The organism is Comamonas sp. CMM02 (genome assembly GCF_014851485.1).
GTDB classification, from domain to species: domain Bacteria; phylum Pseudomonadota; class Gammaproteobacteria; order Burkholderiales; family Burkholderiaceae_C; genus Comamonas; species Comamonas avium.
Genome location: NZ_JACUZW010000002.1, coordinates 673,336 through 689,515 on the forward strand (window position 1 = coordinate 673,336; position 16,180 = coordinate 689,515).

At 58.7% G+C, this 16,180-nt stretch carries 14 protein-coding genes; 6 read left to right on the forward strand and 8 right to left on the reverse strand.

From position 1 onward, the window contains the following. Positions 1 to 12 precede the first annotated feature (12 nt). Positions 13 to 2,298: a bifunctional diguanylate cyclase/phosphodiesterase gene (locus IB213_RS08260; RefSeq protein WP_192405944.1), complete on the forward strand. Its 2,286-nt coding sequence runs from the start codon at positions 13 to 15 to the stop codon at positions 2,296 to 2,298. On the opposite strand, the gene IB213_RS08265 is transcribed toward IB213_RS08260, so the two are convergent. The 3 genes from IB213_RS08265 to IB213_RS08275 all read right to left on the reverse strand — a co-directional run bounded on the left by IB213_RS08265 (position 2,285) and on the right by IB213_RS08275 (position 5,294). Beyond that, positions 2,285 to 3,280, reverse strand: a complete 996-nt coding sequence (locus tag IB213_RS08265) for a tripartite tricarboxylate transporter substrate binding protein (protein ID WP_192405945.1) — start codon at positions 3,278 to 3,280, stop codon at positions 2,285 to 2,287. The genes IB213_RS08260 and IB213_RS08265 overlap by 14 nt on opposite strands. 60 nt (positions 3,281 to 3,340) lie before the next feature. After that, positions 3,341 to 4,531, reverse strand: a complete 1,191-nt coding sequence (locus IB213_RS08270; RefSeq protein ID WP_191722822.1) for a M20 aminoacylase family protein — start codon at positions 4,529 to 4,531, stop codon at positions 3,341 to 3,343. 262 nt (positions 4,532 to 4,793) lie between these two features. Further along, positions 4,794 to 5,294 carry an MgtC/SapB family protein gene (locus IB213_RS08275; RefSeq protein ID WP_191722821.1) on the reverse strand — a complete coding sequence of 167 codons (501 nt, stop codon included), beginning with the start codon at positions 5,292 to 5,294 and terminating at the stop codon, positions 4,794 to 4,796. A 141-nt stretch (positions 5,295 to 5,435) separates the two neighbouring features. Between IB213_RS08275 and IB213_RS08280 the strand changes: the two genes are divergently transcribed. After that, positions 5,436 to 6,431 carry a DHH family phosphoesterase gene (locus IB213_RS08280; RefSeq protein ID WP_191722820.1) on the forward strand — a complete coding sequence of 332 codons (996 nt, stop codon included), beginning with the start codon at positions 5,436 to 5,438 and terminating at the stop codon, positions 6,429 to 6,431. 149 nt (positions 6,432 to 6,580) lie between these two features. On the opposite strand, the gene IB213_RS08285 is transcribed toward IB213_RS08280, so the two are convergent. After that, a complete protein-coding gene (locus IB213_RS08285) occupies positions 6,581 to 7,393 on the reverse strand; it encodes a pseudouridine synthase (RefSeq protein ID WP_192405946.1) in 813 nt (270 codons plus the stop codon). A gap of 147 nt (positions 7,394 to 7,540) precedes the next feature. Here IB213_RS08285 and rarD point away from each other — a divergent pair, with 147 nt between their 5' ends. Further along, positions 7,541 to 8,491, forward strand: a complete 951-nt coding sequence (rarD, locus tag IB213_RS08290) for an EamA family transporter RarD (protein ID WP_225561023.1) — start codon at positions 7,541 to 7,543, stop codon at positions 8,489 to 8,491. A 75-nt stretch (positions 8,492 to 8,566) separates the two neighbouring features. Next, entirely contained in the window at positions 8,567 to 9,565 is a 999-nt protein-coding gene (locus tag IB213_RS08295; protein ID WP_192405947.1) for a diaminopimelate dehydrogenase, read from the forward strand. Positions 9,566 to 9,632: 67 nt separating this feature from the next. On the opposite strand, the gene IB213_RS08300 is transcribed toward IB213_RS08295, so the two are convergent. The 3 genes from IB213_RS08300 to xth form a co-directional block, all read right to left on the reverse strand. Further along, the gene (locus IB213_RS08300) at positions 9,633 to 10,115 is read right to left on the reverse strand and encodes a hypothetical protein (protein WP_191722816.1); all 483 of its coding nucleotides are present in this window, start codon (positions 10,113 to 10,115) and stop codon (positions 9,633 to 9,635) included. Positions 10,116 to 10,217: 102 nt separating this feature from the next. Further along, positions 10,218 to 11,480, reverse strand: coding sequence for an MFS transporter (locus IB213_RS08305; protein ID WP_370551192.1), 1,263 nt, complete (start codon positions 11,478 to 11,480; stop codon positions 10,218 to 10,220). Positions 11,481 to 11,563: 83 nt separating this feature from the next. Next, positions 11,564 to 12,340: an exodeoxyribonuclease III gene (xth, locus tag IB213_RS08310; protein WP_192405948.1), complete on the reverse strand. Its 777-nt coding sequence runs from the start codon at positions 12,338 to 12,340 to the stop codon at positions 11,564 to 11,566. Between the two features lie 351 nt (positions 12,341 to 12,691). On the opposite strand from xth, the gene IB213_RS08315 reads away from it, so the two are divergent. Together IB213_RS08315 and IB213_RS08320 are read left to right on the forward strand one after the other, a co-directional pair. Next, complete coding sequence (locus IB213_RS08315; RefSeq protein WP_191722814.1) at positions 12,692 to 13,030, forward strand: cupin domain-containing protein; 339 nt, start codon at positions 12,692 to 12,694, stop codon at positions 13,028 to 13,030. 234 nt (positions 13,031 to 13,264) lie between these two features. Continuing rightward, on the forward strand, positions 13,265 to 14,815 hold the full coding sequence (locus IB213_RS08320; protein ID WP_192405949.1) for a methyl-accepting chemotaxis protein: 1,551 nt from the start codon (positions 13,265 to 13,267) through the stop codon (positions 14,813 to 14,815). Between the two features lie 213 nt (positions 14,816 to 15,028). Here the strand turns inward: IB213_RS08320 and IB213_RS08325 are convergent, their stop codons facing one another. Next, the gene (locus IB213_RS08325) at positions 15,029 to 16,099 is read right to left on the reverse strand and encodes a metallophosphoesterase (protein ID WP_192406093.1); all 1,071 of its coding nucleotides are present in this window, start codon (positions 16,097 to 16,099) and stop codon (positions 15,029 to 15,031) included. Positions 16,100 to 16,180: the final 81 nt, after the last annotated feature.

A 16,180-nucleotide genomic window follows, 5' to 3' on the forward strand; every position in this document is an offset into this window, starting at 1 on the left:
TTTTCACACACCATGCCCTCCTCATTTTTTGCTCCTTCGCGCGGCGTACCAGAAGCTGAAGCGCGCTACGCTGTTTTTGGCGGCAGTATTTTGTATTGGGCTTTGGGCTGGGGCGTTGCTGCAAGCTTGGAGACCAGAGAGCTGCACTGGTATATCGCAATGGCAACGGCCCCCATTGCCTGGATTGCGTGGGGATTGGGCTGGCTGCGATCGTGGCGCAGTGCCGCATGGTGGCTGGCGTGGGCAATGATTGCGGTGGTCGCGGCTTTGTCATGGAATTCGAAGGCCGAGCAGACCACCCTTTTCCTGAACCTTGTGGTCATGGTCGTGTTTTGCGGCTGGGTTCTGGGAACGCGGGCGGCGCTGGGGATGTCGCTGGCGGCCATCGGACTGGTCGTCGCGCTGGTGCTGCATGAAAAATTAAAATGGCTCCAGTTTCTGGGGATGAGCTACACCATCGGGTTTTTTCTGTGGGTCATCTATATAGAGCGGCGTCGCTATGAGCGGCAATTGCACAAACAGCAAAAATCTCTGGAAGAACTCAGCCAGCACAAACGCCAGGTGGCGCTGCTGTATCAGGCGGTGGACCAGAGCCCGGACAGCGTGCTGATCGTGGGGCTGGATGGACGTGTGCGCTACGCCAATAAATCGTTTGCCACCCAGTATGGGTACAGCAGTGAGGAGGTCATCGGCAGGCCTTCACTGGAGGTGTCTGTCAACGGCCTGAGCGCTGATGAGCACCGCAGCATGCGTGAGACCGTGCACAGCGGTGGTGTGTGGCGTGGCACATTGCACAACCAGCGCAAGGATGGCAGCACCGTCACCGAAAGTGTCAGCATTTCTCCTGTGTATGAAGATGACCAGCTCAGCAGCTTTGTAGAGATCAAGCAAGACGTTACCGACCGCCTGCAGGCTGAGGAATACATTGCATTTCTGCAAAATTTTGATGGCCTGACGCAGCTGCCTAACCGCTATGCCCTGGCAAGGCTTCTGGAAAAACTGTTGCTGCAGTCGCGTGTTGGCAGGCGGGCCAACAGCATATCGCCGTCCATATGGCATGCCATGCTGGTGGTCGATTTAGACCGATTCAAGAAATTCAATGATGCACGTGGCTCGGCGTGGTCGGATGCACTGCTGCAAGCCCTTGCGCTGCGGTTGCGCACCTTGGTGCCCGAAACCGCTTTTGTGGCACGCACCACCGCCGACCAGTTTGCGGTGGTGATCGAGAACGCCGGCAGCAGCAGGCAGGAGTCGCGCCTGCAGGCCTATGCGCTGGCCTCAGACTTGCTTTTGGCGCTGGACTTTCTGGATATTCATCACGAGGGTGTCGAGCGCGTACCCATCAGCTGCGGGATCGGTTTTACGGTGTTCCCGTTCGTAGAGCCGGGGTTGAAGGTCGATGCGACCGAGCACATCATGCGCCGCTGCAGCGTGGCGCTGAGTCAGGCCAAAAATCAGGGTGCGGGGAAAATCCATGCCTACTCAGAGGCATTGGCAGAGACTGCGCACCGCCATCTGCAGGTAGAAAAGGGCTTGCACGAGGCCTTGGAACATGGGCATTTGCGTCTCTTTGTGCAGCACCAGGTGGACATGTTCGGGAAGGTGGCAGGCATGGAGGCGCTGGTGCGCTGGCAACATCCACAAGAGGGGCTGATCTCGCCCGCAGAATTCATTCCTATTGCCGAAGAGTCTGGGCTCATCATTCCCCTGGGCGACTGGGTACTGGAGCAGGTGTGTCTGCTGCTCACGCACCCCCGTGTGAAGGCGGGCGGCTATACGCTGTCTGCGAACGTGAGCGCGCTGCAGTTTCAGGAGCCGGATTTTGTCTCCAAGCTCACGGCGCTGCTTCAGAGAACGGGAGTGGATGCCACCCGCTTGACACTGGAGTTCACGGAAAGTCTGCTTTTGACGGATATAGAGGCCATCATCCGGAAAATGGTGGCATTGCGCGCCTTGGGCGTGCAGTTTGCCATTGATGATTTTGGCACCGGGTATTCGTCGCTGTCTTACTTGATGCGGCTGCCTATCCAGGAGATCAAGATGGACCAGTCGTTCATTCGCGACATGCAGCCCGATGCGGCCAGCGGCGCGCTGGTGCAGGCCTGTTTAATGGTGGCCAAAAGCCAGAGTCTGCGCGTGGTGGCAGAGGGGGTGGAGGAGCTGGCCCAGACCCATGTACTGCAAGCCTGGGAGCCCTCCATTTTGTGCCAGGGCTATTTGTTCAGCAGGCCCATACCTGCCGAGCAGTGGCTGCAGGACACAGACAAGCTGTCGGACGCGCTGCTCACTGAGCTTTGATGCCCGCTTGCTCAATCACCATGCCATTGAGGGCGTAGTCCTTGCGGATGACGGTGCCAAAAGCTTCGGGCGTTGAGGCTGTGGGAATGTTGTCCAGCTTGCCAAGGCGCTGGTGCATGTCCTTGCCCAGCAAAATTCGATTGACCTCGGTGTTAAAGCGCTGCACGACCGCCATGTCGGTGTTCTTGGGGGCGTAAAAGCCAAACAGTGAGGTCTGGTTGGCTTTGTTAAAACCCAGCTCTCCCAGCGTGGGTATGTGCTTGAAGCTGGCCATGCGCTGCGGTCCTGTGGTGGCCAGCACGCGCAATTTGCCTTGTTCAATCAAGGCATTGATAGGGGCATAGGGATTGGCAAGCAGCAAGTCAAATTGCGCGCCTGCCGCATCGGTGATGAGCTGGCTGCCGCCCTTGTAGGGCACATGCACAAAATGGCCGCCTGTGGCCCGAATCAACTGCTCCACCATGATGTGTGCCAAGGTGCCGTAGCCTGAGGTGGCCACGCTCACACCCTTGCTGGTCTTGGCTTGCGCCAGTACGTCGGCCATGTTTTTGCCCTTGAATGCCGTGGTCGCCATGACATACACCGGGGCGTACATCACGCTGGCCACGGCTTGAATGTCATTGAGGGGGTCATAGGCCACCTTCATCAAATACGGGTTCAGCGTCAGCGGGCTGATGGCGGCGAAGGCAAAACTGTGCTGGTCATTGGACTTGGCCAGCTCAGCCATGCCCAGGGTGCCGCCTGCGCCGGGCTTGTTTTCAACCACCACAGGCTGTCCCAAAACAGGGGTCAGGGCATCACCAAACATGCGTGCCACCACATCGTTCACGCCACCAGCAGGGTAGGGCACGATCAGGCGAACAGGCTTGCTGGGCCATGCAGGGCTGGCGCTGCCCATGCTGGGGAGCGTGGCGCTGGCAAGGCCCGCACCGGCCAGTAACAAATTGCGACGGTTGAGAGCGTAGGGGCTGGTGGTTTGCATGGTGTCGGTTCCCAATAAAAAACCGCGCATGCGCGCGGTTTGTTTTTGTCTGGCGCTGGCTCAGCGCGGTTGTTCAAACCAGCGGCGTGCCAGTCTGTCCCAGAAGCGCGAACCCAGTTCGATATTGTCGTCGTTAAAGTCGTAGCCGGGGTTGTGCAAGCCAACGCCTGGCTGACCATTGCGACCATTGCCAATCCATCCATATGCGCCCGGTACTTCTTCCAGCATGAAGCCAAAGTCTTCGGCAGTCATGGCGGGGTCAATGTCGGGGAAGGCATTGTCCTTGCCCACCATCTCGGCCATCACTTCACCCATGAAGCGGGCTTCGTCAGCGGTGTTGGTGGTGTTGGGGTAGCCGGGTTTGTGGATGTAGGTGGCCTCACACAGGTGGGCGGCTGCGACATGGCTGGAGATGCGCTTCAAACCCTCGGTCATGTATTCCTGGGTCGACTTTTTCAGCGTGCGCACTGTGCCGTAAATGGCGGCTTCATCGGGGATGATGTTTTCCACCGTGCCCGCTTCAATCTTGCCAATGGTCAGCACGGCGCAGTCCAGTGGATCGACCCCGCGTGAAACCAGGGTTTGCAGCTGATTGACGATGGCGCAGGCCACGGGGATTGGATCCAGCGTTTTGTGCGGCATGGCGGCATGGCCGCCCTTGCCTCTGACGCGAATTTCAAAACGCATGGTGGATGCCATGATGGGGCCCACGCGCACGGCCATCTGGCCTTGGGGCATGGATGGCCAGTTGTGCAATGCAAACACGGCATCGCATGGGAACAGTTTGAACAGGCCGTCATCCATCATGGCCTTGGCGCCTGCACCGCCTTCTTCTGCAGGTTGAAAAATCAGGTGCACCGTGCCGTCAAACGCAGGGTTCTGGGCCATCAGCGTGGCGGCCCCGAGCAGCATGGTGGTGTGGCCATCGTGGCCGCAGGCGTGCATCTTGCCGGGCACGCAGCTGGCGTAGGCTGCACCGGTGCTTTCGGCGACGGGCAGCGCATCCATGTCGGCACGGATACCGATGGCGCGGCCAGGATTGTCTTTGGAGCGGCCCTGGCCATAAATGCTGGCAACTACGCCAGTTTTACCCAGCCCGCGGTGCACGCTCAGGCCCAGCGCTTGCAGGTAGGCAGCCACTTTGTCGGCGGTGCGGTGCTCTTCATAGCGCAGCTCAGGATTGGCGTGCATGTCATGCCGGAACTTGAGCAGTTGTCCCAAATAGGGGGTGATGTCGTTGACGTTATTCATCAGACTTGGCAGCAGGCACCGTACAACGAGCCTGCCACTGAAACAGTAGTGAATCCATTATGGGCCGTGGCCTAAAGGCTGTCTGCTGGCACGGAATGTGAAGAGGGGGTTATTTTTTGCGAGCTTTGAAAAGTTGCAGTCGCTTAAGTGGTTGATAGTTAATGTTTTGTTGCTGTTTTTAAAGCAGTAAAAGGCATGCGCCGGGGAGATCGAAACATTCCAAACTTGCATCTATCGACTGCGCTGCAGTAGGGTGCTGGCATTAACGGTCGCCCTTGTTGCGTTCGGTAATCAGTGGTGCCAGCCGCAAAATTCCATAGGCCAGCAAGGCGCTGAGCAAGGCTGTGGCTTCTTCACCCATGCCCGCCGCCACACCAATGGCTGCCGTCAGCCAGATGCCTGCAGCGGTGGTGAGCCCGCGTACCTGGGTGGTACTGCCATCGTGCGTGCTGTCTTTGAGGATGGTGCCTGCCCCTAAAAAGCCCACACCGGCAATCACGCCCTGCATGACGCGGCTGGCCTCATTGGCCTGTGCACCGGTTTGCAGGGCAATCATTACAAACATGGCCGAGCCCATGCACACCAGCATGTGCGTGCGCACGCCGGCGGCTTTGCCGGTGGCCTCGCGCTCCCAGCCCAGCAAGCCACCGAGCAAGGCTGCAAGACTCAGGCGCATGACGATGCGCGTTGCTTGCGCGGGGTCGGGGATGTCGGAGAACTCTGCCACGGCGGTTGCCGCTACCTGTTGCCACCAGTCATTCATATGTTTGCTCCTGCCAGTACATGTCAAGGCCTGATCGTGCCTGCCCGGCGGGTGTGGCGTAGCTTTTATCCGCCGCAAAAGCGTGTCATCTAGAGCCGACGCTGTGCACGGGCTGCGGCTCGCGGCGACAATGCGTGCAACATGAAAAACACCATCCTCCCACTGCAACTGCTGGTGCATCCTTCGCTGCAAGATGTACGCCCCTTGATCCTCTACCACGGCCGTCGCTGCCCTGACGGCTATGGCGCAGCGCTGGCTGCCTGGCTGTTTTATGGGGACAAGGCTGAATTTCGCGGGCTGGACCATGGTGAAATTCAAACCCCCGAAGACCTCGGTGATCTGGATGGCCGGGCGGTCTACGTGGTGGACTTTGCGTTTGAACCCGAACTGATGGCGCAGATCGAAGCCAAGGTCAGCAAGCTGGTGGTGTTGGATCACCACAAGAGTGCGGCAGAAAAACTGACGGGCTACCAGTGCCGCTGCGGTGTGGTGCACTTTGACATGAACAAGTCGGGTGCACGGCTGGGCTGGGAGTTTTTTCACCCCGAAAAGCCCGTGCCAGGCCTGATCAAGTACATCGAAGACCGTGACATCTGGAAGTGGGAGTTTGCCGAAAGTGCCCCCTTCCTGGCTGCGCTGGACATGGAGGAGCGCAGCTTTGAACGCTGGGCCGAGATTGCCGCTTTCACGCCAGAGCAAGAAGCCGCCTTCATGGCGCGTGGTGGTGCGATGGATGAAAAATACCAGAAGCTGTGCGCCGACATTGCCGAGAGCGCGCAGGTGATGACGTTCAACGGTTTTCAGGGCCTGATGGTCAACTGCCCCGGCATGTTCCACAGCCAGGTGGGGGACTTGCTGTCCAAGCAAAGCGGCAGCTTTGCGTTCATGTGGCATGCCAACCCCAAGGGCACCAAGGTGGGCTTGCGTTCGCGCTCTGAGTTCAACTGCATTCCACTGGCCGAAAGTTTTGGCGGCGGCGGTCACGCGCAGGCGTGCGGCTTCAAGATGGACAACGCGCGCTTGCTGGATTTGCTGACAGGTGAGCTCAAGGCCGATCCAGCGGCAACGTATGACTTTGTGCCTGCACCGCTGCTGGTGTTTGACGAAGAAGGCAAGCTGATCAAGCCCAGAAAGTAAGGGCTGCGCGCCATCGCAGCCAATGGACGTGACACCTGCAGCGCAGGCGTGAGGTCTTGAAAAAGAGAGCTGTTAGCGCTTACCAATAAAGGACTTCAGATAGTTTTATATCTGAAGTCCTTTTGTATTGGGCGTTAGCAGCTCTCTTTTTATGGGTTTGCTAAGGGCAGCTGCATGCCGCAGGTTTCGGGCAAACCGCGTGCTGTGGCCTGCCAGCCCTTCACGCGCAGCAGTTGTTGCCATTGCTGCACTTCGGGCACATGGGCCAGCTGGCGCCAGTCGGCACCAAAGTGCATGACTTCGCCCGTGCGCGGGTGCGGTATGCACAGCGCGTGCGCGTGCAGCCACAGGCGGTGCAGGCCAATGCGCTGGGCCCACCAGCGGTTCAGAGGGCCTTTGCCGTGTGTTGCATCGCCAATGATGGGGTGAGATTCGTGTTTGAGGTGGCGGCGTATCTGGTGGCGGCGGCCCGTTTTGGGCAAGGCCTCGATCAGCGAAATGCGTGTGCTGGCATGGCGCGGGTCATATGCCTCGGGCCATTCCAGGTGCGCCAGGCAGCGCAGCGTGGTTTGGGCTGACTGGGCCGGGGCATCTTCGGGGGCGTCGTCGGGTTTGAGGGCGTAGTCCACATCCACTTCATCGGGCAGCCAGCCGCGTGCCAAAGCCAGGTAGTGCTTTTGGGCCGTGTGATCGGCAAAGCAGGCCGCCAGTTTCTGGCAGGCTTCTTTGCTCAGCGCAAACACTAAAACGCCGCAGGTGCCCTGATCCAGACGGTGCACGGGCCAGACGTGCTGGCCAATCTGATCGCGCAGGCTTTGCAGCACAAAGCGCGTCTCATGGCGCGCCAGTGGCGTGCGGTGTACCAGCCAGCCCGCAGGTTTGTAGACAACCACCATGTCTTCGTCCTGCCAGAGAATTTCCAGCGGATGGGTGTAGCAGGGGCGCTCGGGGGTGTCGGTCATGAAAAAAAGGGGGCTGGCACAAAGCGGGCAAGTGTAGTGGGGTGGTTGCTGCCGTGGTGGGTGCTGTCCAAATATGCACGCGCACCGCGCTGAAATTCACCGAGAATCACGGTCTTGGTGCATGCGCTGCATCATTTTGGTGCAACCTTGTCGGGGCGCATCAACATCAGCAAGAAAGTTGGGTTGGGGATGTTTCAGGGCGTAGTGGCTTCAGTGGTGGCTTCGTGCATTTTTGGTGGCATTTACTACCTGGCGCCGCTGTTGCAGCCGCTCACGGGGGAGCAAATCTTCGGCTGGCGGATGCTGATGACCATTCCCTTTACAACGGCCTGGCTGCTGTACAGCGGCCAGGGTGCTGCGGTGTGGGCTTTATGCCAGCGTGTGGCGCAGCGCTGGTCGTTTGCCTTGCTGCTGCTGCTGTCGTCGGCCCTGGCTGGAGTGCAGCTGTGGCTGTTTATGTGGGCGCCTTTGCATGGGCATGCTTTGCCGGTGTCACTGGGCTATTTTTTGCTGCCGCTGGCCATGGTGGTTGCTGGGCGTGTGGTGTTTAAAGAGCGGCTGAGCGTGTGGCAAACCGCTGCCACGGCACTGGCCGCCTGCGGCATGGTCTGGGAGCTGTGGCGTGCGGGCGGGCTGGCGTGGTCTACCTGGGTGGTGGTGATTGGTTACCCCGCTTATTTTGTGCTGCGCCGTGTGCTCAAAACCAATACGTTGGCAGGCCATTGGCTGGATGTGGCTTTGCTGCTGCCTGTGTGTCTGTGGTTTGCACTGGTGGATGCGCCCGCCGGTTTAACTGGCTGGCAGGCTGTGCTGGGCACCGATGCGCTGCACGGGCTGGTGCCGCTGCTGGGCATGGTGAGTGCCGTGGCGCTGGCTTTGTACATGGCCGCCAGCCGCTTGCTGCCACTGGGGCTGTTTGGGTTGCTCTCTTATGTGGAGCCCATGCTGCTGGTGGTAGCTGCCTTGCTGATGGGCGAACGCATACAGCCGGGGCAAGAGCTCATGTATGCCCTGATTGGCGCTGGTGTGGGCCTGCTGGCGCTGGAAGGCGGGGTGCAAATGCGCCGCTCTGCCAAAACGGTGGCCAGTGCGCAATGAATAAAGCGGTGGCAGGTCTGTGGCCTGCCACCAAGGTTGGTGGTCTGAATTGGTGATCTGAAAGGAAATCTGTCAATGGAAAAAACTGCAGCTAACCCCATCCGCATTGGTGTGGTGGGTTATGGCAATTTGGGTCGTGGCGTGGAAAACGCTGTGGCCAAAAATCCGGACATGGTTGTGGCTGGTATCTACACCCGCCGCGATCCGGGCCAGCTCCAGCCTTTGTTTGCGGGCACACCCGTGTTCTCCGTAGCCGATCTGCACCAGCATGCAGACCGCGTGGATGTACTGGTGCTGTGCGGTGGCTCTAAGGACGATTTGCCTGTGCAGTCCCCCGAGCTGGCAGCCAAGTTCTGCATGGTGGACAGCTTTGACACCCATGCCCGTATTCCAGAGCACTTTGCGGCCGTTGATGCTGCAGCTCAAGCGGGCAAGACCACCGCCTTGATTTCTGCCGGCTGGGACCCCGGCATGTTCTCTATCAATCGCGTAATGGGTGAAGCCCTGTTGCCCGATGGCGCCACTTACACCTTCTGGGGCAAGGGCTTGAGCCAAGGCCATTCTGATGCCATTCGCAGCATCCCTGGCGTGGCTGGTGGCGTGCAATACACCATCCCTGTTGAAGCGGCGGTGGATGCCGTGCGCAGCGGCGTGCGCCCCGCGTTGACTACGCGCCAAAAGCACGAGCGCCATTGCTACGTGGTGCTGGCCGAAGGTGCCGATGCGCAAGCTGTGCACAAGACCATTGTGCAAATGCCCCATTACTTTGATGAGTACGACACCACGGTCAACTTCATCACGCAGCAAGAACTCAAGGACAACCACAGCGCCATGCCCCACGGCGGTTTTGTGATTCGCAGTGGCAACACGTCTGCGCAGAACAAGCAGGTGATTGAGTACCGCCTGCAGCTCGAGAGCAACCCAGAGTTCACCTCCAGCGTTCTGGTTGCCTATGCCCGTGCCGTGCACCGCATGCACCAGTGGGGAATGACAGGCGCCAAGACCGTGTTTGATGTGGCTCCGGGCTGGCTGTCGGCCAAAAGCCCTGAGCAGCTGCGCAAGGATGCGCTGTAACGCGCTGCTGGCTGGCCTTCAATGAAAAAGCCCGCAGCAATGGAGCTGCGGGCTTTTTTTTATGGCGTCAATGGCGGGTAGATGCCGTGCCTTGCATGATGCTTTTCTGGCATTTTTTTGCCAGTGCCTGCAGATAGCCTTCGGCAAAAAAAACATCGTGGTAGGTGTCGGTCTCAAACAGGCGCAGCGGTGCTTGATGGGCATCGAGCACCGGTTGTTCGCCATGTTTCATGATTGCGTAGTACTTGAGTTTGTCCACGTCACGGTGCAGTGCAAACTTTGCGCCGTTTAAATTCAGAGCAATGCTCTGCCCGGCACTTTTGTCAATGACATGCACGGTGCACATGTCGTTGGCATCAAAAAATTCCCAGTCATCTCCCACCACGGCAATGCGCGAGAGCTGGCTTAAGGCATCTGCAATTTCGTTGGAGGTGGCCGTGTCCAGATTGATGACCGTGTCATTTTTGGGGTAGCCCTCCAGGCGTTCTTGGAAATCGCTGCAGGCCAGCAAACTTGCGCACAGGGGTATCAGGAAAGCAATACGAATCACGGCAGGTACAGGTAAGCGGGCACTATGCAGGCAGAAAAAAGCATTTCAAAAAATGCCAAGCGCTCGACTATGAAGGCAAACGTCAGTTTTCATGAATATTTTTTATACTTTTTTGGAAAGTGAAGGCGCACTCGCATCTTCCAGTCTGTCCACATCGCGCAGGGGTTTGAACACCCGCATCCAGGTGGCAACCACACCCAGCGTGCACAGGCTGCCAGCAATGGCAGCAGGCACGGCCCCCATGGCTGCAGCCATGGCTCCAGCGCGAAATTCTCCCAGCTCATTGCTCGAGCTGATGAAGAGCATGTTCACCGCATTCACGCGCCCGCGCATGCTGTCCGGCGTGGAAAATTGAACCAGAGCGGAACGGATGTACACGCTCACCATGTCTGCAGCACCGGCCAGCGCCAGCATGGATATCGACAGCCAGAACCAGTGTGACAGCGCAAACACCAGATTGGCCAGCCCAAACACCGTGACCGCCGCGAACATGACCTTGCCAACGTGGCGCTGAATGGGCCGTGCGCTCAGCCACAGGCCCATGGCGACTTCGCCGCCTGCCATGGCAGAGCGCAGCAGCCCCAGACCTTCTGGCCCGGTGTGCAGTACCTCTTTGGCGTACACCGGCAGCAAGGCCACCACGCCACCCAGCAGCACGGCAAACAGATCCAGCGAGATGGTCCCCAGCACAATGGGGCGGCTGCTGATAAAGCGAAAACCATCGGCTGCCCGTTGCCACATCGTGCCTTCCAGTGCCTGGCGCGGCGCGGCATACCGCACGGGTACACGCCACAGCAGCAAGGCGGCCAGGCTCAGTGCAACCGCGCATACGGCGTAGGTCAGCTCTCCCCCGCCCAGGCCAAACAGTACGCCGCCCAGCACAGGGGCTGCAATGGCTGCCGTGCGCATCAGCATGCTGTTGGTGGCCAGAGCCTGGGCCAGGTGTTCACGTGGCACGATCTGCGGCAGCAGGCTTTGCATGGCAGGGCCGGTAAATGCACGGCTGCAGCCAAAAAGCACCAGCACAGCGTAAATACCGCTGACGCCATGTTCACCCAGCGTACTGAGCCACAGCAGCAGTGCTGCACACAGGGCGGCGACGCTCCAGCTGATGGCCAATATGCGTTTGCGGCTGACGCGGTCAGCCAGATCACCGGCAGGAATCAGCAGCAGCAGCATGGGCAGAAACTGCGCCAGACCTACATAGGCCAAAGAGATGGGGGCACGCGTGATTTCGTAGACCTGCCAAGCCACGACCACCGCCTGCATCTGCTGGGCAAAAACACCGAGCATGCGGGCTGTCAGAAAGGGGAGAAAACCGGGCTGGCGCAAGGCCGTATTGCTAAGAGGATGAAAACTGGGCACAGCAAAGAACCGATGAATGAGCAGCGCGATGTGATGCAGGCGCGCGAAAAAAAGCCGCTGTGACAGCGGCTTGACAAGAAAACTTAGCCCAAGGTGACAACCACGGGTGCGTGGTCGCTGGGTTGCTTGTTTTTGCGGGGGGCACGGTCCACCACGCAGCCTGTGGTTGTGGCCTTGAGTGCATCGCTGACCAGAATATGGTCAATGCGCAGACCCCGGTTTTTCTGGAAGCCCAGCATGCGGTAGTCCCACCACGAGAAGCTTTTCTCGGGCTGCTCAAACATGCGGAAAGCATCGGTCAAGCCAAGCTGCAGCAGGCGCTGAAAGTGCTCCCGTTCTTCGGGCGTGTGGTGGATGGTGCCGCGCAGACCTTCGGGGTCAAAAGAGTCTCTGTCTTCCGGGGCGACATTGAAATCACCGACCAGCACCAGCTTGGGGTGCTGCGCCATTTCGGCTTTGACAAATGCCTCCAGCGCGGTCAGCCAGCGCAGCTTGTAGGTGAACTTGTCAGAGTCGGGGGCCTGACCGTTGACAAAATAACAGTTGATCAGGCGCACCTGTCCCTGTGGGGTATCCAGCGTTGCGGCAATCACCCGGGCCTGCTCATCGTCCAGACCGGGAATGTTGCGAACAACGTCGCGCATGGGGTGACGGCTGAGGATGGCTACGCCGTTGTACGTTTTCTGACCATGGCAGACGGCCTGGTAGCCCGCGTCCTGCAATTGCATGAACGGAAATTTGTCGTCGGTGAGCTTGAGCTCCTGCAGCCCAATGGCGTCAACGGGGTGGGTCTGCAACCACTCCAGCAACTGGGGCAGGCGCACGTTCAGGGAGTTGATGTTCCAGGTGGCAATTTGCATTCTTTGTTTTAACTCTTTTGAATCAATGGCAGATCGGTCAATACAGGGCTTGGGGCCATGCGTGGCAAGCAGCAATTGTGCCGCTGCCAATTAGATGGGGCACAAGCAAGGCTTTATGAATGAATCGATCCAGCGTTCATAGGGGCAGCACGGCAGCACCATGGTTTGATGCCGGCATACGGTCTGAGCACCTCCCAGTGCCCAGCTTTTGTGCACGCTGCGTATTGGGCACGGGGCTTGGGTTTCGCAGCTTGTGTCTTTGGCAGGTTGCCGTTAAAACAGCACCTGACCCATGAATTTTCATGGCGTGATCAGCATGTGACTACATTCGCATTGGAGCAAGGACGCACTATGGCCATCCACCACCTGCTGTCGGGAGAGGTCGTCAATCTGCAAGTTTTGGGCAGAGATGCGCTAGATACCCAGTCCATTGCCTTATTCAAGACGGCGCAATTAGAAGTGATGCGCTTGGTGCTGCCTGCAGGGCGTTCCATGCCGACACACGCAGTGGCCGGCGAAATTACGGTGCAATGCCTGCAAGGCAGCGTCGCGTTTGAAATGCCGGCAGCAACGCAAATATTAAGTGCCGGGCAGCTTCTGTATCTGTGTGGAGGGGAGCCACACAGCCTGATGGCGCTGGAGGATGCCTGTGTCTTGCTGACTGTGGTGCTCGCGCGTACCGCCGACTAACGGGCAGCGCGCGGTGGCTAAAAAATAGCCAGCCAGCCGTCAGGGCTTAAACCTGCGTAATCGGGTGCGGCAGAAAAAAAAGACGGGATCCGCAGATAATTCGCCCTACTTTTGGTTACCTGTTTCGCGGCAGCTGCAACCTTGGGTTCTATATTCCCGCTCTCCCGGTCCGCTCCATGTGATGGCATTGCGCACACTCTGGGTGCGCGAGCTTTTTTTACATGGATTGAGACAATGAAATTGTCAAATTTGAATATTGGCACACGGTTGGGCCTTGGCTTTGCCGTGGTGCTTGGGTTTGCAGTGGTGATTACGGCCATTGGCATGTGGCAGCTGCGTGCAGTGGGGCAAGCGACGCAAGAAATGATGCAGGTGCCTCTGGCCAAGGAGAGGCTCATCAGCGACTGGAACAACAACATCAGCGTGGCTGTAGCGCGCACGACAGCGATTGCCAAAAGCAGTGACGCCAGCTTGGTGCCATTTTTTGCCAGTGATGCAGCGGCAACCTCCAAGAGCACCGGTGAGTTGCTGGCCAAAATTGAACCTTTGATTTCGCACCCTGCCGAGCGCGACATCATGAACAAGATTCAGGACATCCGCAAGGTGTACCTCACCAGCCGCGACAAGGTCGGCCAGCTCAAGGCTGAGGGCATGGCCAGCGAAGCCGAAGCACTGCTGATGAGTGCGTATGTGCCTGCTGCTCAGGGCTATATGAAGCTGGTGGCAGATCTGCTGAACCTGCAGCGCACCAGTCTGGATGCCAAGGCTGCGCAAGTGGCGCAGATTGAGCGAACCAGCCAGACCTTCTTTGTAATTTTGGCCGCGCTGGCACTGGCGATCGGTGTGCTGTGTGCCTGGCGCCTGACGGTGGGCATTACGGTGCCGCTGAGAAGCGCAGTCACTGTGGCACGCCGTGTTGCAGATGGTGATTTGAGCGCTGATATTGCAGTGCATGGCACGGATGAAACCGGCCAGCTGATGCAGGCACTGCACGACATGAATGCCAGCCTGGGCCGCTTGGTGGGGCAGGTTCGGCAAGGCACGGACAGTATTGCCACGGCATCGAGCCAGATTGCTTCGGGCAACCACGATTTATCTTCGCGCACGGAAGAGCAGGCCAGCTCGCTGCAGCAGACGGCAGCATCGATGGAGGAGCTGACATCCACCGTCAAGCAAAACGCCGACAACGCCAGCCAGGCCAATCAGCTGGCACTGTCTGCTTCGGATGTGGCCGTTCGTGGCGGGCAGGTGGTCTCGCAGGTGGTTCAGACCATGAGCGCCATCACGGATTCGTCCAAGAAAATTGCCGACATCATCGGCGTCATTGACGGCATTGCCTTTCAGACCAATATCCTGGCATTGAACGCAGCAGTTGAAGCGGCCCGTGCGGGCGAGCAAGGGCGTGGTTTTGCGGTGGTTGCCGGTGAAGTGCGTACGCTGGCCCAGCGCAGCGCCGATGCAGCCAAAGAGATCAAGGCCTTGATCAATACATCGGTGAACAAGGTAGAAGAAGGCAGCCTGCAGGTCAGTCAGGCAGGCCAGACCATGGATGAGATCGTGCACAGCGTCAAACGTGTGACCGACATCATGGGCGAAATTACGGCCGCCAGCCATGAGCAAACTTCGGGCATTGAGCAGATCAACCGCGCAGTGGCCGAGATGGATATGGTGACCCAGCAAAACGCGGCATTGGTGGAAGAGTCCACAGCGGCTGCGCAATCCATGCAGCAGCAAACAGGTGATCTTTCGCAAATGGTCAGCGTATTCCGGCTGAAACACGCTTGAGTGCAATTGCCACCAGCTTGCTAGCTGTTGGGCAGTCTTCACCATTCACAACCCGCTGCTTTGGCGGGTTTTTTATCGCTTGTAAATGTTTGTTTTTCTAATTTCAGTAATTATTGAAACTTGTGATTGTTTGCTATAGTTGGCACATCGGGTGGGGATACCCGAGAACGCTTGTAAATTGATAGCCACCTCATTGCCGTGAGGTGGCTTTTTTTATGCCGGCTGGGCCTGTGCAGACTGCATGAACGCGCTGGTGGCGTGGGTGCTGCCGTCATCAAACACCAGTGTGCGCTCAGGCCAGCGCAGCGCTGCCAGTTTCATGTGGGCATGGGGGCGGTTGAAGGTGCGTGCCTGTGCACGGGCACCGACCGAGTAGTCCACGCAAAAGACATTGCCGCGCCCGCCATGCCAGGCAAAGGGGCCCACATTGCGAAAGAGGCCTTCGTGCGTGGTCTGGGCCGGCAGCGTTGAGCGCCAGTAATGCCCCACGACCACGGGCGTGTCTTCGGTATAGCTGTTCCACCACGCCACGCGCTCTACGAAGCGCCATTTGTTGCCGGCAAAAAACGGCTCAGGCGTTTGGCGCTCCAGTCCACAGGTCAGCACTTTGAGCGGGTTGATCAGGGCTTTGTTGAGCTCGTTGTCGCAATGGGCTTGCAGAAAGGGCGGGCAGCGTTCGCCATCTTCCAGACTGTGCGGCCAGATGGCGTTTTCTTCGGCCATGTGCTCGGCAATACGCTGCTCGCGGGCTACTTGTGCAGCCTTGGCTTCCCAGTGGTCGTATTGCGCGCGGGCTGTGCCCAGGGGCATCTGGCGGGCCTTGGCAATGTCAGGTGCATGCCAGGCAGCATGGATTACGCGCAGGTCGTGGCGCTCCAGCCCCAGGGGCAGACTGTTGAGGAAGGTTTCAATGCGTGCCCGCTGCAGCATGTTGGTGGCACGGGCAAATTGGCTGTATTTGGCGGTGTCGCTGGCAATGCGCTCTTCAAAAAACCAGCCTGCACCGTCTTTGGGGTCGTGGCGCAGCAGGTTGATTTCGTGGTTGCCTGCAATGGCGCAGGCGTAGCCGCCCTCCACCAGGCGCTGTACCAAATCCACCACACCCGGGCTGTCGGGGCCACGGTCTACAAAGTCACCCACAAAGACCAGGGTGCGTGCTTGCGGATGGCGCCCGGTTTCGTCATAGCCAAGGTGGCGCAGCAAGGCCTGCAGGGCATGCAACTCACCGTGGATGTCTCCCACGATGTCTAGCGGGCCGGGGGGCAGGGGCTGTATCAGGCTCATGGCGGCGGGGGCTTTCACAAAAGAACGCTCGTTCAAAAATTCGCACGGGCGTTCCATATTGTTGCAATGCAGCAATATCGT